Raw genomic sequence first — 21,650 nt, forward strand, 5'->3', positions numbered from 1 at the left:
TTGACTCCTCAGGGCAGCAGGCTCTTGACATCGATGGGTTTGGCTTCGTTTTCGGCATCCCCTTTCGGTTTGCCGTCGATGGCCATCCCGCTCATGCGATAGAAGTTGTAGTCCGGGTATTTGCCGGGCCCGCTGATCAGCAGATCCTCCTTCTCGTACACCAGATCCTGGCGGCGATACTCACCCATCTCGAAATCCGGCGTCAGCTGGATGGCGGTGGTGGGGCAAGCCTCTTCACACAGGCCGCAGAAGATGCAGCGAGAGAAGTTGATGCGAAAGAATTCCGGATACCAGCGACCATCTTCCCGCTCGGATTTTTGCAGCGAGATGCAGCCGACCGGGCAGGCGACCGCACAGAGGTTGCAGGCCACGCAGCGCTCGTCCCCGTCGGGGTCGCGGGTCAGCACGATGCGACCGCGGTAGCGGGGAGCGGCATAGACTGCCTGTTCCGGATAGTTGAGGGTTTCACGGGGCCGCCAGGCATGGGAGAAGACCATGGCCAGGCTGCGTAACTGGGTGCCGACACCCTGAATAATGCTAACAATTTTCATAATGAGTGCCTCACTGCGTACTTATCAGTACAACTGCCGCGGTGATCAGCATATTGATCAGGGTCAGCGGCAAGCAGACTTTCCAGCCAAACGACATCACCTGGTCAAAGCGCGGGCGAGGCAGGGAGGCCCGCAGCAGGATGAAGAACACCATGAAACAGGCGGTCTTCAGGGCAAACCAGATGAAGGGAGGCAGCCAGGGGCCGTGCCAGCCACCGAAGAAGAGGGTCACGATGAGCGAGGAGATCAGCACGATGCCGATATACTCGCCCACGAAGAAGAGACCCCACTTCATCCCCGCATACTCGATGTGATAGCCGTCGGCGAGCTCCTGCTCGGCTTCCGGCTGGTCAAACGGGTGACGGTGGGTGACGGCGACACCGGCAAACAGGAAGGTGACAAAGCCCAGGATCTGAGGCACCACGTTCCACAAGTCTGCCTGTGCCTCGACGATATCCCGCAGGTTGAAGCTGCCTGTCTGGATCACGATCCCCATCAAGGAGAGCCCGAGAAATACCTCGTAGGAGAGGGTCTGGGCCGAGGCGCGCAAGCTGCCAAGCAGGGAGTATTTGTTGTTGCTCGACCAACCGGCGAATAGCACCGCATAGACCGCCAGCCCCGCGATGGCCAGGATGTAGAGCAGTCCCACATTGAGGTCCGCCACGCCCCAGGTGGGGGTGATGGGCACCACCGCAAACGCCAGAATAAAGGCGGTGAAGGCGATGATTGGGGCCAGGATAAAGATCCGCCGATCGGCGAACGGCGGGATCCAGTCCTCCTTGAAGAACATCTTGATCATGTCGGCGGCCAGCTGGAGCAGACCAAACGGCCCCACCCGGTTGGGGCCGTAGCGATCCTGCCACAGGGCCAGCAGACGGCGCTCGATGAAGCTCATGAAGGCGCCCGCCCCTACGATCCCCACCAGCACGATCAGTGCCTTGCCTACCTCCAGCAACAGATCGATCAGCGACTCGCTCATGCGATCACCTCCTGCAGGTTAGTGATTGAGGCTTGTTGCAGGGCCGTCGGCAGGCCGTTCACCCCAAGGGGGAGCCCCACCAGACCGGTGCTCAGCTGTTCGCTCAGGCGCAGGCGCAGTTGCCAGTGGCTACCGCCCCAGGAGAAGGAGACCTGACTGCCCCCGTGGAGGGCAAGACGCTCTGCATCAAGGGGATTGAGCACCAGCTCGGGTTCGTTCATCCGGGCCTGAATAACCGGGCTGCGAGCGGAGAGCTCCTCGCCGCCAAACAGCTGGGCATAATTGACCACTTGCAGCGTCTCTGTGGCCTTGAAGGGGGCGGGGATGGTGGTGAACCAGCCGAGCGGCTCCTTGCCTTCGGCCTGCGGGTCTGTTACTTCCAGCAGACGGCGACCCGGATCGCCAGCACGCAGTTTGCCACCCACTTCATCCTGGAACTTGTTCCAGGCGGAGGGAGAGTTCCAGCCCGGCGCCCAGGCGAACGGTACTTGCGGCAGCGGCTGACGGGCTCCGGCATACCCTTCCATGGAGAAGTTGAAGGGGGAGTCGGGATCTTGCGCTACCCGTGGCTCGCTGACGTTCTGATCCGCCAGCATGGAGGTGCGGCCGCTGTAGCGGTGCGGCTCACGGGCCAGCCGCATGCCACGGATCCGCAAGCCTGCGTTGGGCGCAGCTTCCAGCATGGTAGCCAGCAGCGGATGGCTGGTGGCGCAGTCATGGTTGACCTGGTCGAAGTTCTGCCAGCGCAGCGGCTTGCGTTCGATCGCCCCCTGCAGCGCCGCCAGCCAGCGCCACCCTTCACGCACCTGAATATCGGCGTTGTAGAAGGCGGGCGCATAGACCTGGAAGAAGCGTTGGGCGCGCCCTTCCATGTTCACCAGGGTGCCATCGGCCTCGGCAAAACTGGCCGCTGGCAGCACCAGATCTGCCTTGTTGGCGGTCGGGGTCGCCTGATGGTCGATGACCAGCAGGTGCTGCAGCCGTGCCAGAGCAGCATCCACCCGGTTGCGCGGCGCGCGGCGGTAGAGATCGTTCTCCAGGGTGACCAGCGCCAACCCCTCTTCTGACTCGATACGCGCAAGGGCGGCTTCGAGTGGCTTGTCTGACAAGGTTTGGGCGCCCAGCATGGCCAGACCCAGCGAGTTGGCCTCCTGGCCAACCAGCGCGATGTTGGCTTCCAGACCTCGGCCTTTCAGGGCGCGGGCAATGTTGCTGGCCGCCTCAAGCAGCGCCACATCGCGGGCAGTGGAGCCTGCAATGATGAGCGGCTTCTTGGCGTTGCCGAGCAGCTCGGCCCAGCGAGTCGCTTGTGCCTGCTGCTCGGGGCCGAGATCGGCCACGGCCGGTGCACTCGGGTCGAGCAGGTGGGCGATGGCAAAGCCAAGGCGCGCCTGATCGGCATAGGGGGCGTGCAGCTTGTCGGCCGCCACATCGTCAAGACGGGTGGTGTCGAGACTGGTGATGAGCAGCGGGTAGCGCTCGTTCTGACCCAGGGTCTGAACGGCGGCGACTTGCCACAGATCGACCTTCATCTTGCGGGCCAGCTCGCGAGCCTTGCCCTTGACCGACTGACGCAGCGCCAGCGCGATACGGGCGGCGCTCATGGTGACATCCTCGCCGAGCAGCAGAATGGCGTCGGCCTCTTCCATGTCCCGCAGGCTCGGGGTCGGCACGCCGCCCTGTTGCAGGATCTGCAGGATCTTCTGCTGGCATTCCCACTCGGCCTGCTCGACGCCAGCGTAGAAGTTGTCTGCCCCCACCAGCTCGCGCAGGGCAAAGTTGCTCTCCAGCGAGGCGCGGGGCGAGCCGATGCCGATGAGGCCACGGGCCGTGCGCAGGGCATCGGCGGCGCGGTTGAGGGCGCCATCGACCGTGATGGTCAGCTGGTCGTTGCCATCTTTGAGCTGCGGTTGGCGCGGGCGGTCCGCCAGATTGACGTAGCCATAGCCAAAGCGGCCACGGTCACAGAGGAAGTAGTGGTTGACGCTGCCGTGGAAGCGGTTTTCGATGCGGCGCAGCTCGCCATAACGCTCGCCCGGACTGATGTTGCAGCCCACGGAGCATTGCTGGCAGATGCTGGGGGCAAATTGCATGTCCCACTTGCGGTTGTAACGTTCGGAGTGGGTCTTGTCGGTGAAGACGCCGGTGGGGCAGACCTCCACCAGGTTGCCGGAAAATTCACTCTCCAGGGTGCCATCCTCGACCCGCCCGAAATAGACGTTGTCGTGGGCACCATAGACCCCGAGATCCTCGCCACCGGCATAATCCTTGTAGTAACGGACGCAGCGGTAGCAGGCGATGCAGCGGTTCATCTCGTGACCGATGAAGGGGCCCAGCTCCTGATTCTGGTGGGTGCGTTTGGTGAAGCGGTAGCGACGGCTGTTGTGGCCGGTCATCACCGTCATGTCCTGCAGGTGGCAGGCGCCGCCCTCTTCACACACCGGGCAGTCGTGAGGGTGGTTGGTCATCAACCACTCCACCACGCTCTTGCGAAATTCTTTAGCCTCTTCATCCTCGATGGCGATGTAGCTGCCATCGGTGGCCGGGGTCATGCAAGACATGACCAGACGACCGCGTTTGTCATCGGCATTCTGATACTGTTTGACCGCACACTGGCGGCAGGCGCCAACGCTACCCAGCGCCGGATGCCAGCAGAAATAGGGGACGTCCAGACCCAGCGACAGACAGGCTTGCAGCAGGTTATCTGCTCCGTCTACCTCGTACTCTTTGCCGTCTACATAAATGGTTGCCATACAACTTCCCTGAAACCTGTTTTGTGAAATCTGTGGTGTCGTTACCAGCGCTCGCCCAGCAGATTGGGCTGGATCCCTTTGACCGGCTTGCGGTTATCACCGCTGCCTTTGATCCCGGCCTCGAATTCGGAGCGGAAATATTTGATGGCGCTGGCGAGCGGCTCGACGGCGCCCGGTGCGTGGGCGCAGAAGGTCTTGCCCGGGCCAAGGAAACCGCAGAGTTGTTCCAGAGTCGCCAGATCGCCGGATTGCCCTTCGCCACGTTCCAGTGCCCGCAGCAGCTTGACGCTCCAGGGCAGGCCATCGCGACAGGGCGTGCACCAGCCACACGACTCGCGGGCGAAGAACTCCTCCATGTTGCGCAGCAGGGAGACCATGCTGATGGAGTCATCCACCGCCATGGCAAGACCAGTCCCCATCCGGGTGCCCACCTTGCCGATACCGGCGGTATACATCTGGGCATCGAGGTGCTCCGGCAGCAAGAAACCGGTTCCCGCGCCGCCCGGTTGCCAGGCTTTCAGGCGATAGCCGCTCTTCATGCCGCCGGCATAGTTTTCAAACAGCTCGCGGGCGGTAATGCCAAACGGCAGCTCCCAGACCCCGGGGTTGTTCACCTTGCCGGAGAAGCCCATCAGCTTGGTGCCGTGATCTTCCGAGCCCGGCAGGGCCAGCCCGTGATACCAGGCCACCCCGTTGCCAATAATGGCGGGGACGTTGCAGAGGGTTTCGACGTTGTTGACGCAGGTGGGTTTGCCCCAGACACCTGAGACTGCGGGGAAGGGGGGTTTGGCACGCGGGTTGGCACGGCGCCCTTCCAGCGAGTTGATAAGGGCCGTCTCTTCGCCACAGATGTAGCGACCGGCGCCAGTGTGAACAAACAGCTCGAAGTCAAAACCCGAGCCCAGAATGTTCTTGCCAAGCAAACCGGCGGCTTTTGCCTCTTCCACCGCACGACGCAGGTGGATGGCGGCATCAACGTATTCGCCGCGCAGGAAGATATAGCCACGATAGGCCTTGAGCGCCCGGGCCGAGATGATCATCCCTTCGATCAGCAGATGGGGCAGTTGCTCCATTAGCAGGCGATCTTTCCAGGTGTTGGGCTCCATCTCGTCGGCGTTGCAGAGCAGGTAGCGGATGTTCATGCTCTCGTCTTTGGGCATCAGCCCCCACTTCACACCTGTGGGGAAGCCCGCGCCGCCACGCCCCTTGAGACCGGCATCCTTGACGGTACTGACAATCTCGTCCGGGCTCATCTGGCCGAGCGCCTTGCGCACCGCTTCATAGCCCTGTTTGGCCTGATACTCCTCCAGCCACACCGGCTGGCCGTCATCCCGCAGCCGCCAGGTAAGCGGGTGGGTCTCGGCCGCACGCGGGGTGCGGTTGGCTGTGCCAAGAGAGGCGAGGATCTTGTTCTGCGGCAGGCTCATGGGTAAGCCTCCAGGGTTTTTAGCAAGGTCACCGGATCGAGGCCGCCATAGGTGTCGTCATCGATCATGATCGCTGGCCCCTTGTCGCAGTTGCCAAGGCAGCAGACCGGCAGCAGGGTGAAGCGGCCATCCGGGGTGGTTTGACCGGGGCCGAGGTTCATCACCTCCTTGAGACCGGCCAGCAGATCTTCATGGCCATTGATGTAGCAGACCATGCTGTCGCAGACGCGGATGATGTGACGCCCCACCGGCTGGCGGAAGATCTGGCTATAGAAGGTGGCGACCCCCTCCACGTCGCTGGCAGGAATGCCGAGCTCGGCCGCGATGGCATGAATGGCGCCGTCGGGGACCCAGCCTCTGGCCTGCTGCACGATCTTGAGCGCTTCGATGCTGGCGGCGCGGGGATCTTCGTAGTGGTGTTTCTCGTGTTCGATGGCATCGCGTTCAGCCTGGCTCAGAACGAAGTCGTCCTGTTTGCTGCTGCATGCCCCTTGCCCCTGTGGGGTCTGATTATTGTGACACTGACATTGCTGGCTCATGACTTGACCTTTGGTGGCTTGTCCTTTTACTGCTCGTCCGGTGATCCGAATTCCCGGCCATGGCCGGGAGGCAGGATCACTTAACGGTCCACATCCGACATAACGAAATCGATACTGCCCAGATAGACGATGAGGTCCGACACCATGCTGCCCTTGATCACCGAGGGGATCTGCTGCAGGTGAGCAAAGCTCGGGGTGCGGATCCGGGTCCGGTAGCTCATGGTGGAGCCGTCGCTGGTCAGGTAGTAACTGTTGATCCCCTTGGTCGCCTCAATCATCTGGAACGACTCGGCAGCGGGCATCACCGGACCCCACGACACTTGCAGGAAGTGGTTGATCAGGGTCTCGATGTGCTGCAGGGTGCGCTCTTTCGGTGGTGGCGTGGTGAGGGGGTGATCCGCCTTGAAGGGGCCCTCCGGCATGTTCTTCATGCACTGCTCGATGATCGACATGCTCTGGCGGATCTCCTCGATCCGCACGGTGGCTCTGTCGTAGGCATCGCCATTGCTGCCGACTGGCACCTCAAAGTCGAACTGGTCATAGCCCGAATAGGGGCGCCACTTGCGCACGTCGAAGTTGAGGCCGGTGGCGCGCAATCCGGCCCCCGTGGTGCCCCAGGACAACGCCTGCTCGGTGGTGTAGGAAGAGACGCCTATGGTGCGACCGCGCAGAATGCTGTTGCGCATCGCCGCTTTTTCGTAATCCATCAAGCGCTTGGGCAACCAGCTCAACAGGTTGTCCTGCACCAGCCGCTGCCATCCCTTCGGCAAGTCGTGGGCCACACCGCCGATACGGAACCAGGCCGGATGCATGCGGGCACCGGTGATCGCTTCGATGATGGTGTAGATCTTCTGCCGGTCGGTGAAGGTGAAGAAGACCGGCGTCATGGCCCCCACGTCCTGAATATAGGTCCCGAGGAACAAGAGGTGACTCTGAATGCGGAACAGCTCCGCCATCATCACCCGGATCATGTCGACCCGCTGCGGCACTTTGATGCCGGCCAGCTTCTCGACCGCCAGCACATAGGGGAGGTTGTTCATCACCCCGCCCAGATACTCGACCCGGTCGGTATAGGGGATGTAGCTGTGCCAGGACTGGCGCTCGCCCATCTTCTCGGCACCACGATGGTGGTAGCCGATGTCGGGCACGCAGTTGCGGATCTCCTCGCCATCGAGCTGCAACACCAACCGGAAGGCGCCGTGAGCAGAGGGGTGGTTGGGGCCGAGGTTCAAGAACATGTAGTCCTCATTCTCGTTGCCGCGGGCCAGCCCCCACTCTTCCGGTTTGAACAGCAGGTTCTCCTGCTCCATGTCCTGTTTGGCGGCATCGAGCATGAAGGGATCGAATTCGGTGGCGCGCGCCGGGTAATCCTTGCGCAGCGGGTGACCCTGCCAACTCTTGGGCATCATGATCCGGGTCAGATGGGGGTGGCCATCGAAGGTGATGCCCATCAGATCCCACACTTCCCGCTCGTACCAGTTGGCATTGGGGAAGTGGTTGGTGATGGTGGGCAGATGCAGGTCACTCTCGGCCAGCGCCACTTTCAACATCACATCGGCGTTACGGTCGATTGAGATGAGGTGATAGAAGACGGTGAAATCGCTCTGGGGCAGACCGTCGCGATGGCTGCGCAGCCGCTCGTCAGTCGCACTCAGATCAAAGAGCATCACGAACGGGGAGGGCACCTTGCGCAAAAAGCCCATCACATCCTGCAGCAGTTCGCGGGGGATCCAGACCACCGGCACGCCGGTGCGCGTGGTCTGCACGGTGAAGTGCTCGGCCCCGAAGTGGGCAAACAGTTCGCCAATGACTTTGGCATCCTTGTGGTCGCTGGGCTGCCACTGGGCCATGGCGTAATTGCTGGGAAAATCACGAGTCAGTTTCATGGTCAGATCTCATCCGGCGTGCGCAGGTTGGTCACATTGATCCGTTCGCCGCGCTTGCGCTCTTTTTCGGCCTGCATCTGGGGACGGTAGATTCCCTGATCGCCCACTACCCAGGAGAGGGGGCGGCGCTCTTTGCCGATGGAGTCCTGCAGCAGCATCAGGGCTTGCAAAAAGGCTTCGGGACGGGGCGGGCAACCCGGAATGTAGACGTCGACCGGCAGGAACTTGTCCACCCCCTGCACCACGGAATAGATGTCATACATGCCCCCGGAGTTGGCACAGGCCCCCATGGAGATCACCCACTTGGGTTCGAGCAACTGTTCATACAGGCGCTGGATGACTGGCGCCATCTTGATGAAGGGTGTCCCTGCAATCACCATGAAATCGGCCTGACGGGGCGAGGCACGGATAACTTCGGCGCCGAAGCGGGCCACATCGTGGGGGGAGGTGAAGGCGGTACACATCTCCACGTAGCAGCAGGAGATGCCGAAGTTGTAAGGCCAGAGGGAGTTTTTGCGGCCCCAGTTGACTGTGTCTTGCAGCACCTCCTCGAGGCGGCCCATCATGATGCCGCGCGTCGCTTCTTGCGCCAGTGGGTCATCGACGGTCTGGCGCTGCTCCTGGGGGTAGCGCTCAACGGGTGCATCCGGGTCAATCCGGGTCAGGGTGTACTTCATGGTGCAACCTCAAGGAAAGGGTCTGTGGTTCAATCACTGTTTTTGTTGTTCAACTGCGGTTTGCGCGGTGACCAGTCCAGTGCGCCGATGCGCCAGAGGTAGATCAGGCCGATAAGCAGCAGTCCGATGAAAATGGTGGCTTCAATAAAGCCGACCCAGCCGCTCTCCCGCACGGAGACAGACCAGGCAAACAGGTAGAGCGCCTCGACGTCGAAGATGACGAAGAACATGGCGACCAGATAGAACTTGGCGGAAAAACGCAGGCGGGCACTGCCGACCGAGTCGACACCGGATTCAAATGGCTTGTTCTTGGTGCGGCCGTAGGCGCGACCTCCCAGCAGGGCGGCGAGACCTATCATCACCAGACAGATGGTGATGGCACCGATGACATAAATGGCAAAAGCCCAATGTTGAGCAGAAATATCAGCAAACATAGAGGTTTTTCCTAACCAAATTAATCAAGCGACTTAACAATAATGTTACGCATTATGACACTTTCGCACTGATTTACATGTCATTTTTACGGGTTAATTATTAATCGGTTAACCGGTAATTAAATTTTGTTAAGAAGCGCACTTTTTTGTTGGTTATGGCGGGCGGCAAAGGCTTGGAAAGCGCAGAACGCTGCTCCTCGCCATCACCTGAAAGGGGTAAATGTCCCGTGCGAAGCCGGATCAGGCCGGTATCGCGGGCAGGGGGCACAGGCGGGAGAAGAGCGTGATGGCGGGTGAGGTAGGGGGCGGCAAGAGCAATAAAAAGAGAGGCTTTCAAGCCTCTCCTGTCATCGCGTTCCGGTTTCGAGCGTGGGGCGGTCAGGGTTTATTGGCGACCAGCAAGACCTGATCCGGGTAGGCGCCAATGGCGCGAAGACCGATATCTCCCGAGGTGATGTCCAGATACGCCCGCTGACCATTGGCGGAGGTTACCGTGCTGCTCATCATAACCCTCATTGACCTCTTTACCGCCCCCCGCCATGGCGCGCGGAAAAATGGCTTCATTGAGAGAGGGCTTGTAGCAGGCATGCTCGACCAGGGTCGCCAGCTCCTTGATGTCGGGCAGACGCCACTGGCTGATACCACCGAAGTGATAGAGAGCATGGCGGCTATCACTGCGGATCCGCTCCGCCACTTGCAGCCCCTGCTGCCAGTAGTAAACGGTCGGTTCCCCCAGGCAACTGCTGCCACTCCATGTCTGTCCCAGTTTGCAGCGCATCCAGGTGAGGCCGGTGTGTTGATCCGTGACGGTGCCGTTGCCATGGTCAAGAAAACGGGCAGAGGGGGCGGTGCGATCCATGGTGTCATCACAAATGGCTGCACCGTGGGCCAGGGGGGCCAGCAGTGCCAGCATGGCGAATGAAAAGCGATAAAGGCTCATGATATTCCTCGGATTATTGGGGAGTGGCGACCAGTCGTACCTGCATCAGCTCGATATAGGTATCTTGCTGCACCCGCGCGGGATAGGTGGTGCCCGCATCTTCTCCCAAGAGCAGGACTGTGCGTTTGCTGATGGGGCCACCGGAGAAGCGCTGGGCGGTGTTGCTGGTGGCGCTCCAGTAGTAGCCATGGTAGGTGTCATCTTCCGAGGAGGCGATATCCGGGAAGTAACGGGTATCCACGATGATGCGCTGACCCAGCGGGTCCTTGGCCAGGCTACCGTAGTGCATCAGTGACATCAGCTCACCCATGGTGGGCAGCCGCCACTGGCTGATGCCGCAGCGCTGCTCGCCATTGAGCCACTGCTGATACGCGCGGGTGGTCAGCATGGTGGTCAGCGCCTGTGCTCGGGCGAGGGCCGCCAGATCTCCTTCGTCGGTGAGCTGTTCGATCCTCTTATGAATATGCTGGTAGGCCTCTTGCTGCTCGCCTGCGGTCGCCTTGAACTGCTCATCCTCATAGGCAAAGGGCCTGCTTTTCCAGGCCGGGCTCAAGGGATCGTCCGATTTGACCTCCCACACCAGACCGGTATTGAGATCCTTGACGCACTGCCAGCTCGGCGCGTTGTCGGGGAGAACCTGACCGCGATCATCGAGTTTACGATAGGCAAGTTGGGGACGAGTGTGATTCCAGCTGGCATCTTGTCCCGGATAGTCGGCGGGTTCCTGTTCCAGCAGCGGGTCATTGCCATCGCTGAAGGTGGTGACGCCGGTGACGGTCAGCAGGTTGCGTGGCTGCTGCTGCACCAGCAGGGTCAGCAGTTCGCTTTGGGTCTCTTCAGCAAACTGGCCGTTGCGCTGCCACTCCTGAGCCAATTGCGCCAGCATCAGGCTGATGGCGCGATAGCTGGTGGTGAGCAACTGGGTCTCCTTGGCGGTGATGAGGCGTGTGCGGGCCTGTTGCTGCAAGCTGATCGCCACCTGTTGCAGCGCCTGATCAAACTGGCCGAGACCTGCGAGGGCCGCGAGATCGCCGCCCGGTTGCAGCGGGGCGAGATCGGCCAGCAACTGTGTCAGTGCGCGATCGGCGGCCACCCCTTCGGCAATGCGGCTCTGCAACAGGGTGCTGAGCAGGGTCGGTTGTAGCCGTTGTGGATCCCCTTTGGCGGCCGGATGTGCCAGCAGCAGGCCTCCGCTTCTCGGTACGAACAGCAGGGGCGAGTTGACGATGTTGGCCGAACGGCTGACCAGGGCCACAACGCCTTCGCCGCTGACGGCAGGATCGGCAGGATCACATTGCCAGTTCTGATCCAGATCGGCGCACAGGGTACCGGCAGTCGGCAGGGCGACATCGACCCGGTAGTCCGGGATCGCCAGTGGTGCGTTATCTTCCCCGCCGCCACAGGCGCTGAGCAGGGCTGAGAGGGTTGCAATAACCAGTACGGATGGTTTCACTTCACATTCCTTGATTCGGTCACAGGTTCACGGGGGCGGTAACCCCCGTGGTGTAGGATTCAACGACGCGGGGTGCTCCGGCGCCAGAGGCGGGGCCACAGGGCCAGCAACAGCAACAGGGGGGAAGTCGTGCCGCCACCCCCTTCATCCTGCTCAAGGGGGATGATGCCGGTGTTGGGCAGGGCTTCATCCTTGTCGCAGCGGGCGCCGACTTGCTGGGCTACGTGCCAGCTGCGCAACTGACCGGTGTCACCGGCGCTGGTGTCGTTGATCTCCAGCAGCCAGCGGCCAGCGAGCGGTTCGCCGTGCAGCTTATCGAGTGATTCGAACGGTACCAGTTCACGGGGGAACTCCCCCTTGAGCCGGGTATGGCTGGCGTAGCCCTTGTTCCACAGACTGATCCGGGTGCCGTAAGGGGAGGTGAGCCAGATCTCCAGCTGCTCCAGTTTGCTGTGTTCCAGATCGAGGGCGACCACGAATCCGCTGTCGATGCGGGCCTTGCTCTCGGGTAGGGTGAGGGTGAAGCGGGACAGGCCGTGCCGCTCATCGCTCACCGCATCCTTGATCTGGCCACCCTGGCCGATGGCCCGTTGCCAGAGCAGTTCACCGATCGGCAGTTGCAGGTCAAGGCGGGTCTGGCGCTCGGTGGGGCTGGGTAGGGTGAGCTGGAACTGCAGCGGCAAGGTGACCGCCTCGCCACAGGTCAGGTTGCTCGCCGCTTCCAGCGGCAGGGTCCAGCGGGCGGTGCCATCGGCGTTGAGCTCTCCCTGCCAGTGACCGTCACCCATGAGCCCCTTGGTCGGGAGCAGGCTGGCGTCAGCCACGGTCAGGGGGCGGCCGCTCTGGTTGGTCAATTCGATGGCGAGGCTCTTTTTCTCCCCGGGCAGCAGGTAGCTGTCATCGGCAAGGCGGGCCGCGATGGGAGTGGGCAGCAGGGCGTGGTGGCGGAAGGCCTGCTCCAGCAGCTTGCCATAGCTGCGGTCCGGGTAGAGGCGGTTGGCGGTATCCACGGTGACGCGCGCCAGCTGTGGCATCCGCACCTGCGGGCCGAGGCCGAAGTGGGATTCGATCAGCAAGGTATCGAACTCGTCACGGGCTACCTCGCCATACTGTTCAACAGCCTGGCGCAGCGCGGTGAAGAGCGGGGTGCCCCACAGTTGGTCGCCGTTGCTGCCGTTGATAGTGAGGTGAGCCGGATAGAGGAAGCCCGGGTGATAGCGCGCCCGCAGATCGTCGAGCTGACGGGGCGTCCGGCCGCTGATCCTGGCATCCCAGTTGAAGACCATGAAAGGCTCGAACTGGCGAGCCTCTGGGCTACGCTGGCGCCAGCTGGCGGCCAGATAGTCGCTAAAGCCCTCGCCGATGGCGCCCCAGTCACCCTCGTCTCCCATGTCGGGCAGGATATGGTGCTGCACCGCATGGCCAAACTCGTGCCAGATCACCATGGGATCTTCCGCATCGGGTACCCCGATCCGGCCAATCTCCAACCGGCGCAGGAAGGGGTCATAGAGAGAGTTGTCCTGCTCCCCGGCATCGGTATCGATGGCCAGGGGGCCGCCCATCAGTGCCGGGTAGCCCAGGGATTCCACATGGCGCTGGGCCAGATCCAGATGGTAGTAGCCATTGATATCGAGGAAGGCGGGTTGCTGGTGATCCAGCTGGAAGCCATCGACATCAGGGCTGCTAAAGGGAACGGTTTCCGGCGCCGTGCCATCAACGACCCGGGCGCGAGGGCCGCTCAGCAGGTAGGTGTCATCCACCTTTTGTACCCTGAGCGGGACGGTGCGATAGGCCCCGTTGTCCAGTACCAGATCATGGCGCCAGAGCAGGTTGCCATCTTGCAGCTGGGTGCGTGGATCGAGGGCAAAGATGCGGGCCTGCACCGTGGCCTCTTCCCCTGCCAGCGGGACCGCTTCGGCACGGGTATTGGCCTCTTGCAGCGTGCGCCCCAGCAGGGCGTTGCCATCGCAGGTGACAAACAGTTGCCAGTGGCTGCTCTTGCTGTTGCCCGGCTGGCTTTCCACCGCCAGCAGACGCCAGGCGGGGGTCAGGGTGTCGCCATCCTGCCAGTACCAGGGCTGGGCCTCGTCACTGCTGGCGAATTGCCACACAGCGCCATCCAGCGTGGCGGTATAGGCATCCACCCCGGCGCGGCTTGCCTCATCACATGGCGTCGCCTGTGCCTGCATCAGTCGGGTATTGTGATAAAGGCGCCACGGACGACCCTGCTCATCGAGACTGACGGCGGCCATCAGGCCGGCGATCGGTGCGCCATTGAGTTGCTGGCGATAGTGCAGATAGTGGCCCAGCTTGCCTTGGCGCTGATAGGCCGGGGCATCACTCAGGGTGACGCCGAGCTGCTGTTCGAGCCAGAGGCGGGGATCGGTCGGGGCGTCCTGTTCGACAAAACGCAGTTCGGCGGCCTGAGTGGCAAAGCCAGCCAGCCCCAGCAAGAGGGCGGGCAACAGGGGTTTCATAGTGGTACTCCCAATCAGTGGCAGGGTCATTGATTGATCCCCGCCAGATGCAACAAGAAGGCAAATTCACGAGCCCGATCGCCACCACCGGCGCGGTGGCCTCCCTCCAGTTCGGTCAGCAGCAGGTAGGGGCCGGAGCCCGTACTGTGCTCCCGCAGGCGAGCCAGCCACTTGACCGGCTCCCAGTAGGGCACCTGGCTGTCGTGCAGGGCGGTAGTGACCAGCAGGGGCGGGTAGGGGGCGCGGTGCAGGTTGTCGTAGGGGCTGATGCGGCGCATCGCCTGATACTCTGCAGGCCTGGCCGGGTTGCCCCACTCCTGATACTCCTGACGGGTCAGGGGGAGGGCAGGATCGCTCATGGTGCCGAGCATATCGACGAAGGGGACCTGCAACACGGCGCCGCTAAAGAGTGTCGGTTGCTGGTTGAGGGCCGCAGCAACCAGCGTGCCCCCCGCGCTGCCCCCCATGGCAAACAGGGGCAGGGGAGCGGCGTCGAGCGACCAGTGGCGCAGGGCGTTACCGGCGGCGATAAAGTCGCTGATGCCGTTCTGCTTGTGGATGCCCCGTCCGTCGCGGGTCCACTGCTCCCCCAGCATGCCGCCGCCGCGCACATGGGCGATGGCGTAGACAAAGCCCCGATCCAGCAGGCTCAGCAGCTCTTTCTGGTAGTAGGGACGCATCGGCGTGCCATAGGCGCCATAGCCATAGAGCAGTACGGCGCGGGGGGCCAGATCCTTGCGCCACACCAGCGAGACGGGCACCCGGGCGCCATCGGCAGAAGTGATCCAGCGCCGCTCGCTCTGATAGGGCACTGCTTTATTGCCAGCGGTGTGCTGGTCGTTGATCCACTGGCCGCTGTTTAAATCCAGCCAGCGCTGGCCGGGGGGCTGGCTCAAGCCCTGACTGCGCACCAGAATGCGGTCGCTGGCCGGGTCATGTTCTCCTTGCAGCCAGCCGGTTCCGGCGCCACTGGCCAGCGGCAGGCGCTGGCGTTCATGGCCGTTGCGATCGAGCAAGGCGAGCCAATCCTCCCCCTGTTGGCGAAACTGCACCACCAGATGGCGATCAAACAGTCGCCACTTCTCGGGATCGCCGAGATCTTCCCCGGCGCTGGGCCAGAGGCGCTGCCACTCACCGAGCGGCGTGCTGGCTGAGTAGAGGGCAAACGCCCCCTCCCGGTTGCTCTTGAGCACCCAGCCGGATTGGCTGTCCAGATAGTATTCCACCCCGCGCTGGCGGGGTTTGACCTGCTGCGGCTTGCACGAGTCGAGCAGGTACTGCTCCGAGCTGTCGTGGTTGTTGCCCTGCAACACCAGATGCTGGCCATCCGTGGTGCGATAGAGGCTGAGCAGCCAGGCGGGATCCTGCTCCTCATAGAGAGTCTGCTCCTGGCCATTCTGCCAGCCGCGCAGCTGCCAGGGGCGCAGGGTGTAGCGCTCGTTGGCGATGCTGTAGAGGGTGCGACCATCTTGTGACCAGGCGAGATCAGCGCTGCGCTGCGCCAAACTGGCCAGCGCCTTGCCGCTCTGGAGATCGAGCAGGGTAACCTGATAGTCGAGATCGCCGCGCCTGTCTTCGGCGATGGCCAGCGTGCGGTTATCCGGGCTCAGGGCCCAGCCGCCCGCTTCGTAATAGCCCTCACCCGCTCTGGCGGGAAGCCGCTGCTGCACCTTGCCCCCGTGGCGTTGCCAGAGTGAGCCATCCGGGCGCAGCAGCCATGCCTGATCGCCGCGGACAAGCCAGTTCTCTGGCACAGATTCCCCCGCCGGATGACGGGCAAACTCGGCGCGCAAGGTTGCTTCCAGCGGCTGCTGCGCGGCGAGCTGCTGCTCGCTCCAGCGATTTTGCTGCTTGAGCAGGGCGAGAATGGCCGGGTTGCTGCGGCTCTCGTCCCGCAACCAGAAGTAGGGATCCTGGCGTACGGGATTGCCTGAAATCAGGTGTGGCTGGGACGGGATCGGCGGTGGCAGGGCCTCTTGCGCCCACGCCAATGGGGCGGCCAACAGGGCCGCCATGATTGCATGATGCTTCATCACATCCCCACGAAACGGTAGCTGAGGCTAGCTGACAGGTAGCGGCCGCTCTGGCTGTAGAGGGAGGTGTCGCTGCCCGCCGGGAGTCCGGCGACATCCTGATAGCGGACGTAGCGGGTATCGAGCAGGTTGCCGATGGTGGCATTGACCTTGAGCGCCTCGGTGATCTGCCAGTCGCCGGTGAGATCCAGGCTGAACCAGCCTGCGCTGCTCTGGCAGGCACCGTTGTAGCCAGTCTGCGCATTGGCGCACTGGGGCACCTTGGTCATGGCGGCGGCATAATTGCCACTGAGCTCAACCCCCCAGTCGAGCTGTTGCCAGCGCAGGGTGGTGTTGCCTTCCAGCGGTGTCTGGGTGCGCAGCGGTTCACCGCGGTGATCCTTGCCATCCATCCAGGCCAGATTGGTCGAAAGTTCCCACTCGTCGTTCAGCCAGAGGCTGGCGGCCAGCTCGGCGCCCCAGGTTTCGGCTTTGGCAACGTTGCGATACTGGCGCAGGAAGACACCATCATCGAGGCGGAAACCGGTCTGGCGCCAGTCGATGAAGTTGTAGTAGCGGTTGTAGAAAACGGCCGGTTTGACGCTCCAGTTGTCGCTTTGGCCATTCACTCCCCACTCCAGACTGTGGCTGGTCTCCTCCTTGAGGTTGGGGTTGGCAATGATCTCGAACGGCGGCATGGCAAAGTAGTGGGGAATGTTGCCGTAAACCTGATCGTAAGCGGGGGCGCGGAAGCCGTTGGCATAGCTGAGCCAGCTGCGCCATGTCTCGTTGAAGCGGTAACTGGCCGCCACACTGGGGGAGATGTGGTCGCTGTGGTTCTCGGCCAGATTGCTGTCCGGTGCGCGCAGGCGCTGGCGGTCAAAGCGCAGGGTCGGGGTAAACTGCCAGTTGCCCAGATCGATCACATCGCTCAGCCAGATGCCATCGCGGCGGGTTTCGGCCTTGCTGAAGGGGGCTTTCTGTCCCTGGGTGGTGATGCCATCTTCCAGGGTCAGATTGCTGACCGGTCGCTCGTGGTTGGCCTGCTCCACTTCCACACCGTAGCTGAAGGTGTGCTCCAGCGAGCCGGTGCTCAGCTTGCTCTGCAACTCCAGCTCGCTGCCAAGGCGCAGCTCCTCGAATGTGGAGAGAGTGCGCTGGCTGCGATATCTGGGATAGCCGCTCAGGGCATCGTTGCGCAGCAGCTGGCGCTGGTTGGCTTCGTTGCGTGACTGGTTGCCAAACAGGCTCCAGTTGAGGGTATCAACCATGCCCAGATCGCTGGCCTCCCAGCTGAACTTGCCGCCCTGGGTGTGCTGATCGCCATCTTCCTGAAAACCGACCACGTCCCAGCTGCCATCGGGTTGGGGCACCGCTTTGGGCCCCATCTGGCGTTTGGCGTGATCCTCGTAGTAGTCCAGCTCCAGCCGCAGAGCGTGATGGGCATTGAGGGGGAGGCGGCTGCTGGTGGAGGCGCTCATGCCATCCAGATCCGCCGGAATGCGGTTCTCTTCAAAGTTGGCGGTTTCGTTGCCGCGCCAGCCGGAGAGGCGTAACAGATGTTCGCTCTCCAGTGCCCGTACCGCGCCGGTCATGCTGAGCTTCTTCTTGTTGCTGTCGCCACCGTAGAGAGTCTTGGCCGCCAGATAGCTATCTTGTTGTTGCAGATAATCTTCCGGCTGCTTGGTATTCATCACCACGGTGCCGCCGATGGCATCGGAGCCATGCAGGGAGGAGCCAGCCCCTTTGGCCACCTCAATTTGCTTGATGTCATCGAGATCGAAGTTGAAGCGACCCACCTTGTCATTGATGTTGTCGGCGCCAAAGCCGTCGCTGACGCGCACTCCATCCTTGATCAGCAGGATACGGTTGCCACCGATGCCGCGCACGCTGATGTTTTGCGGTCGCCCGGCAGAGCCGGTGACCGAGACACCGGGGATCTTGCGAAACACATGAGTCAGCTCGCTGGCGACCTGACGGTCCAGCTCTTCCTGGGTGATGACGGTGATGGAGCCGGAGACATCGGAGAGTTTCTGTTGTACCCGTTGCCCGGTGACAATGATGGTGTCGTCGCTGCGAGCCTTCTCCACAGGGGGGAGATCGGCCGCGCCAGCGGAGGCACACAGGAGTGCCGGCCATGCCTGAAGCAGTTTGTTCATAATGATAATTGTTTTTATTTAAGCCTGAGGGGCGGCATTATTGCAGAGGCCTGACCACTTGACAATAAATGGCAATCATTATCATTAAGATCTTATGGTGTTGATATTATTGAGTTATTTGTTTTTAAAAAAGAGGCTCCCGCGCGAAGCGGGAGCGGGGGGATCAAGGCTTGAGCAGTTGCAGTGACTCTTCTGCTGCCTTGCCTTGAGATAGGGTGATATCGACCCGGCGATTCGCCTGGCGATGTTCGGGGGTGTCATTAGCAAAGCGGGGTTGAGTGTCGGCAACCCCCTGAGCGATGACTCGTCTGGCATCCAGTTGGGGGTTGGTCAGCATGGTCTGCACGATGGAAGAGGCCCGCAGCACCGAGAGCTCCCAGTTGTTGCGATAGAGCTCCACCGGTGCCTGGGAGTTGTCGGTATGACCGGTGACCACTACCTGCCCCGGGATATTGGCCAAAATGCCGGCGATCTTGTTGACCAGCGGGATGAATTGGGGCTGCAGGAACGCCGAATCGGCGGGAAACAGCGCCTTCTCGCCGATGCGGATCACCAGCTGACTGCCAAGCTGCTCGACCTCCAGGTCCTTCGATTCGATCTGGGCCTTTAGCTGTTGCTCCAGCTTCTGCTTGGTCACCTGCACCCACTCCTGCTCCTTGGTCTTATGGGGCCAGGCTTCGGTGGCGCTCGGTTTTTCCGAGGCACCTATGGTCTCGTTGAAGGGGTCCGATGCCGCCATGGGGGCATCTTTCTCCAGTACAGTCTCCTCTTTCGGGCTGCTCGGCGTAGTTTTTGATTCCGGCTCGAGAATCCCTGTGCCCCCCTGCATCAAGGGTGAGCCGGCAGGCGGGGAGATGAGGCCGATTTTACCCAGCGACTCGATAAAGCCCTGGATAAGCACCCGGGTTTCGGACTGCTTTGCCATGGCAAAGGAGTAGAGCACAACAAACAAGGCGAACAGCAGGGTCATGAAGTCGGCATAGGAGACCAGCCAGCGTTCATGGTTCTCCGGTGCTTCAGCCTTTTTCTTTTTGGCCACCGTGACCTCCCAGATAAGGTTCGAGGGTAACTTGCAGGCGCGCTTGGGATTCGCCATCCACGATGCAGAGAATGCCGGTCAGGGTCATCTCCTTGTAGTGGCGGATCTGGTGGGCAAACCCTTTGTAGCGGTTGCCGAACGGCAAGAAGATCAGGTTGGCGGCGGATACCCCGTAGATGGTGGCGATAAAGGCCACCGCGATGGCGCCACCCAGCTTGTCGGGGGCATCCAGCAGACCCATGGCGTGGATCAGGCCAAATACTGCCCCGACGATCCCCATGGTCGGGCAGTAGCCGCCCATGGCTTCATAGAATTTGACCGTCTGTTCGAGATCTTCCTGCTCGAACTCGATCTCGTTCTCCAGCACCTCGTGTATCTTGGTTTTTTCGTAGCCATCGACCATCATCTGCACCCCTTTCTTCAGGAAAGGATCCTTGATCTCCTCGATCATCCCTTCCAACGCGAGCATGCCGCTGCGGCGGGCGTTGCCTGCTAGGGTTTCCAGTAACTGGGCCTGTTCATGCATGTCGAGCTTGAGGGGGAGAGCAGCCATTTGAAACGCTTCATGGTGCTGCCGACGACAGAGAAGGGGAACTGGGTCAGCGCAGCACCTATGGTGCCGCCTATGACAATAAGAAATGCGGGCAGATCGAGCAGTGCACTGGGATGACCACCCTCGATCATGTTGCCGCCAAGGATGGCGATCAACGCCAGTACCAAGCCAATCAAGCTCCACCAGTATTTCTACATAGTGCTCGGCGGCTGAGACGAAGATCAGCACCCCGAGCCGGTCGCGGGTGCGGTGCAGCCCCTGCTCGACAAATTGCAGGCGAGCCATCAGGGCAGCCCGGTGCTGGCGAACCTTCTTCGGGATGAGACGCATCTTGATGGGGGTCCAGTGGAACAGCAGGCTCAGCAGCAGCCAGACCGCCCACTGCACCAGCAGGATTTCGTACCAGCCGAGCCAGAAGCCGAGCTGGAACACCAGCAGCGGTGTGAGCATCGCCAGCAGCGCCGCCCAGAGGGTGGGAATGTAGCGATAGCCATCGCTGGCCGGGGCCAGCACGGTGACCAGTTCAGCATCAGTCTCTAGCTCCGCTTCGCGCACCTTGGCCTGAAGCGTGTGGAAGAACTGTTTAGAAATCATGATTTGTCTCTTTACTCCTGTTACCAGCCACCGGAGGCTCCGCCGCCGCCAAAACTGCCGCCGCCACCGCTGAATCCGCCGCCGGAGCGACCACCAAAGGAGCCGGCACCCAATCCACCGGCCATGTAGGCCGACCGACGTCGTCCTCCCGGCCCACCGCCACCACCGCCGCGCAGGTTGTGGAGCACGATCATCGCAATCACCACCAGAATAAACAGCCAGGGACCGCCACCGTTGTCACTCTTTGGCTGCTCGACCGGCTGATACTCTCCGGCGAGTGCCTTCATGATGCTCTGGCTGCCCGCCATGATCCCGGCCACCATATCGCCGCGCTTGAAGGCGGGCAGGATGCGGCCATGGATGATGTTGGCGGCGATGGCGTCGGGCAGGGCGCCTTCCAATCCATAGCCTACCTCGATCCGCACCTTGCGCTCATCTTGGGCGATCAGCAACAGCACGCCATTGTTTTTGCCTTTCTGGCCGATCCCCCAGTGGCGACCGAGCTGGTAGCCGTACTCCTCGATAGTCTCCCCATCGATCATCGGCACCGGGTTTGGCACTGAAACTGGGTTTGGCCTCCAGATCCGAGTAGAGCAGCTTGGACCAGATAACGCCGGGGAAGGTGCGGATCTCGGTATTGAACTGGCGCACCGCCTCGATATAGTCGCGGCGAGCCACCGAGATGCGGTTCTCGGTCCCTTCCAGCTGGGCTTGCAGGGTCAGGAACTGCTGATCCGCTTTCAGCTCGGGGTAGCGTTCTACCACTACCATCAGACGGGAGAGGGCGCTGGAGAGCTGGTTCTGCGCCGCTTCAAACTCCTTGAGCTGGGCAGGGTCGCTCACCTGCACGCTGCCTACTCGGGCTCGGGCATCGGTGACCGCCTTTAGGGTCTCCTGCTCATGGCTGGCGTAGCCCTTGACGGTGGCGACCAGATTGGGGATGAGATCGGCGCGGCGCTGATACTGGTTCTCAACCTGCCCCCAGCTCGCCTTGACCTGCTCATCCAGGGTCGGAATATTGTTCATGCCGCAGCCGGTCAGGCCGAGCAGCAGGGTCAGGGTCAACAGGCTCTGCGTGGTTTTGCGCCAGAGTGATGTGGCCATCTTGTTGTTCTCCTTTGGTATTTCGAGTCGATAGTGCGCCATGGATGGTGTACGACCAAGAGTGCACCACCAT

At 61.8% G+C, this 21,650-nt stretch carries 14 protein-coding genes and 5 pseudogenes; all 19 read right to left on the bottom strand.

The window, feature by feature from the left end; translation table 11 throughout:
* Window positions 1–8: 8 nt before the first annotated feature.
* Complete coding sequence (gene nuoI / locus ACTG1P_RS00110; RefSeq protein WP_005337245.1) at window positions 9–551, bottom strand: NADH-quinone oxidoreductase subunit NuoI; 543 nt, start codon at window positions 549–551, stop codon at window positions 9–11.
* 10 nt (window positions 552–561) lie between these two features.
* Window positions 562–1,530 carry an NADH-quinone oxidoreductase subunit NuoH gene (nuoH, locus tag ACTG1P_RS00115; protein WP_042019045.1) on the bottom strand — a complete coding sequence of 323 codons (969 nt, stop codon included), beginning with the start codon at window positions 1,528–1,530 and terminating at the stop codon, window positions 562–564.
* Complete coding sequence (gene nuoG, locus ACTG1P_RS00120) at window positions 1,527–4,283, bottom strand: NADH-quinone oxidoreductase subunit NuoG (protein WP_440000157.1); 2,757 nt, start codon at window positions 4,281–4,283, stop codon at window positions 1,527–1,529. Before nuoG ends, nuoH begins: the two co-directional genes overlap by 4 nt.
* 41 nt (window positions 4,284–4,324) lie before the next feature.
* On the bottom strand, window positions 4,325–5,710 hold the full coding sequence (gene nuoF / locus ACTG1P_RS00125; RefSeq protein WP_236292646.1) for an NADH-quinone oxidoreductase subunit NuoF: 1,386 nt from the start codon (window positions 5,708–5,710) through the stop codon (window positions 4,325–4,327).
* Entirely contained in the window at window positions 5,707–6,249 is a 543-nt protein-coding gene (nuoE, locus tag ACTG1P_RS00130; RefSeq protein WP_005337236.1) for an NADH-quinone oxidoreductase subunit NuoE, read from the bottom strand. Before nuoE ends, nuoF begins: the two co-directional genes overlap by 4 nt.
* An 80-nt stretch (window positions 6,250–6,329) precedes the next feature.
* On the bottom strand, window positions 6,330–8,135 hold the full coding sequence (gene nuoC, locus ACTG1P_RS00135) for an NADH-quinone oxidoreductase subunit C/D (protein WP_440000158.1): 1,806 nt from the start codon (window positions 8,133–8,135) through the stop codon (window positions 6,330–6,332).
* A 2-nt stretch (window positions 8,136–8,137) separates the two neighbouring features.
* Window positions 8,138–8,812, bottom strand: a complete 675-nt coding sequence (locus ACTG1P_RS00140) for a NuoB/complex I 20 kDa subunit family protein (protein WP_005344917.1) — start codon at window positions 8,810–8,812, stop codon at window positions 8,138–8,140.
* A gap of 29 nt (window positions 8,813–8,841) precedes the next feature.
* Window positions 8,842–9,246, bottom strand: a complete 405-nt coding sequence (locus ACTG1P_RS00145) for an NADH-quinone oxidoreductase subunit A (protein ID WP_005344919.1) — start codon at window positions 9,244–9,246, stop codon at window positions 8,842–8,844.
* A 100-nt stretch (window positions 9,247–9,346) separates the two neighbouring features.
* Entirely contained in the window at window positions 9,347–9,583 is a 237-nt protein-coding gene (locus ACTG1P_RS00150; protein WP_440000159.1) for a hypothetical protein, read from the bottom strand.
* Window positions 9,584–9,624: 41 nt separating this feature from the next.
* A pseudogene (locus ACTG1P_RS00155) lies at window positions 9,625–10,186 on the bottom strand (DUF1566 domain-containing protein).
* Window positions 10,187–10,199: 13 nt separating this feature from the next.
* Window positions 10,200–11,639, bottom strand: coding sequence for a DUF1566 domain-containing protein (locus ACTG1P_RS00160; protein WP_440000160.1), 1,440 nt, complete (start codon window positions 11,637–11,639; stop codon window positions 10,200–10,202).
* Window positions 11,640–11,698: 59 nt separating this feature from the next.
* The gene (locus ACTG1P_RS00165) at window positions 11,699–14,146 is read right to left on the bottom strand and encodes a proprotein convertase P-domain-containing protein (protein ID WP_440000161.1); all 2,448 of its coding nucleotides are present in this window, start codon (window positions 14,144–14,146) and stop codon (window positions 11,699–11,701) included.
* The gene (locus tag ACTG1P_RS00170) at window positions 14,143–16,149 is read right to left on the bottom strand and encodes a prolyl oligopeptidase family serine peptidase (RefSeq protein ID WP_440000162.1); all 2,007 of its coding nucleotides are present in this window, start codon (window positions 16,147–16,149) and stop codon (window positions 14,143–14,145) included. The genes ACTG1P_RS00165 and ACTG1P_RS00170 overlap by 4 nt, the downstream gene beginning before the upstream one ends.
* Complete coding sequence (locus ACTG1P_RS00175) at window positions 16,149–18,287, bottom strand: TonB-dependent hemoglobin/transferrin/lactoferrin family receptor (RefSeq protein WP_440000163.1); 2,139 nt, start codon at window positions 18,285–18,287, stop codon at window positions 16,149–16,151. Before ACTG1P_RS00175 ends, ACTG1P_RS00170 begins: the two co-directional genes overlap by 1 nt.
* Before the next feature lie 163 nt (window positions 18,288–18,450).
* On the bottom strand, window positions 18,451–19,326 hold the full coding sequence (locus ACTG1P_RS00180; RefSeq protein WP_101529948.1) for a flagellar motor protein MotB: 876 nt from the start codon (window positions 19,324–19,326) through the stop codon (window positions 18,451–18,453).
* Window positions 19,304–20,010, bottom strand: a pseudogene (locus ACTG1P_RS00185) (flagellar motor protein). The gene ACTG1P_RS00180 and the pseudogene ACTG1P_RS00185 overlap by 23 nt, the downstream one beginning before the upstream one ends.
* Window position 20,011: 1 nt before the next feature.
* Window positions 20,012–20,473: pseudogene (locus tag ACTG1P_RS00190) on the bottom strand (TPM domain-containing protein); the annotation flags it as partial.
* A 20-nt stretch (window positions 20,474–20,493) separates the two neighbouring features.
* Window positions 20,494–21,021 (bottom strand): annotated as a pseudogene (locus ACTG1P_RS00195) (TPM domain-containing protein); the annotation flags it as partial.
* Window positions 21,011–21,577, bottom strand: a pseudogene (locus ACTG1P_RS00200) (LemA family protein); the annotation flags it as partial. The pseudogenes ACTG1P_RS00200 and ACTG1P_RS00195, both read right to left, overlap by 11 nt.
* Between the last annotated feature and the right edge of the window lie 73 nt (window positions 21,578–21,650).

The organism is Aeromonas sp. 11P (genome assembly GCF_051920165.1).
Lineage (GTDB): Bacteria > Pseudomonadota > Gammaproteobacteria > Enterobacterales > Aeromonadaceae > Aeromonas > Aeromonas veronii.

Excerpts from the sequence above, each read along its gene's own strand:
- nuoI (WP_005337245.1), bottom strand. The coding sequence starts at position 551 with ATGAAAATTGTTAGCATTATTCAGGGTGTCGGCACCCAGTTACGCAGC.
- nuoH (WP_042019045.1), bottom strand. The coding sequence starts at position 1,530 with ATGAGCGAGTCGCTGATCGATCTGTTGCTGGAGGTAGGCAAGGCACTG.
- nuoG (WP_440000157.1), bottom strand. The coding sequence starts at position 4,283 with ATGGCAACCATTTATGTAGACGGCAAAGAGTACGAGGTAGACGGAGCA.
- nuoF (WP_236292646.1), bottom strand. The coding sequence starts at position 5,710 with ATGAGCCTGCCGCAGAACAAGATCCTCGCCTCTCTTGGCACAGCCAAC.
- nuoE (WP_005337236.1), bottom strand. The coding sequence starts at position 6,249 with ATGAGCCAGCAATGTCAGTGTCACAATAATCAGACCCCACAGGGGCAA.
- nuoC (WP_440000158.1), bottom strand. The coding sequence starts at position 8,135 with ATGAAACTGACTCGTGATTTTCCCAGCAATTACGCCATGGCCCAGTGG.
- ACTG1P_RS00140 (WP_005344917.1), bottom strand. The coding sequence starts at position 8,812 with ATGAAGTACACCCTGACCCGGATTGACCCGGATGCACCCGTTGAGCGC.
- ACTG1P_RS00145 (WP_005344919.1), bottom strand. The coding sequence starts at position 9,246 with ATGTTTGCTGATATTTCTGCTCAACATTGGGCTTTTGCCATTTATGTC.
- ACTG1P_RS00165 (WP_440000161.1), bottom strand. The coding sequence starts at position 14,146 with ATGACCCTGCCACTGATTGGGAGTACCACTATGAAACCCCTGTTGCCC.
- ACTG1P_RS00170 (WP_440000162.1), bottom strand. The coding sequence starts at position 16,149 with ATGAAGCATCATGCAATCATGGCGGCCCTGTTGGCCGCCCCATTGGCG.
- ACTG1P_RS00175 (WP_440000163.1), bottom strand. The coding sequence starts at position 18,287 with ATGAACAAACTGCTTCAGGCATGGCCGGCACTCCTGTGTGCCTCCGCT.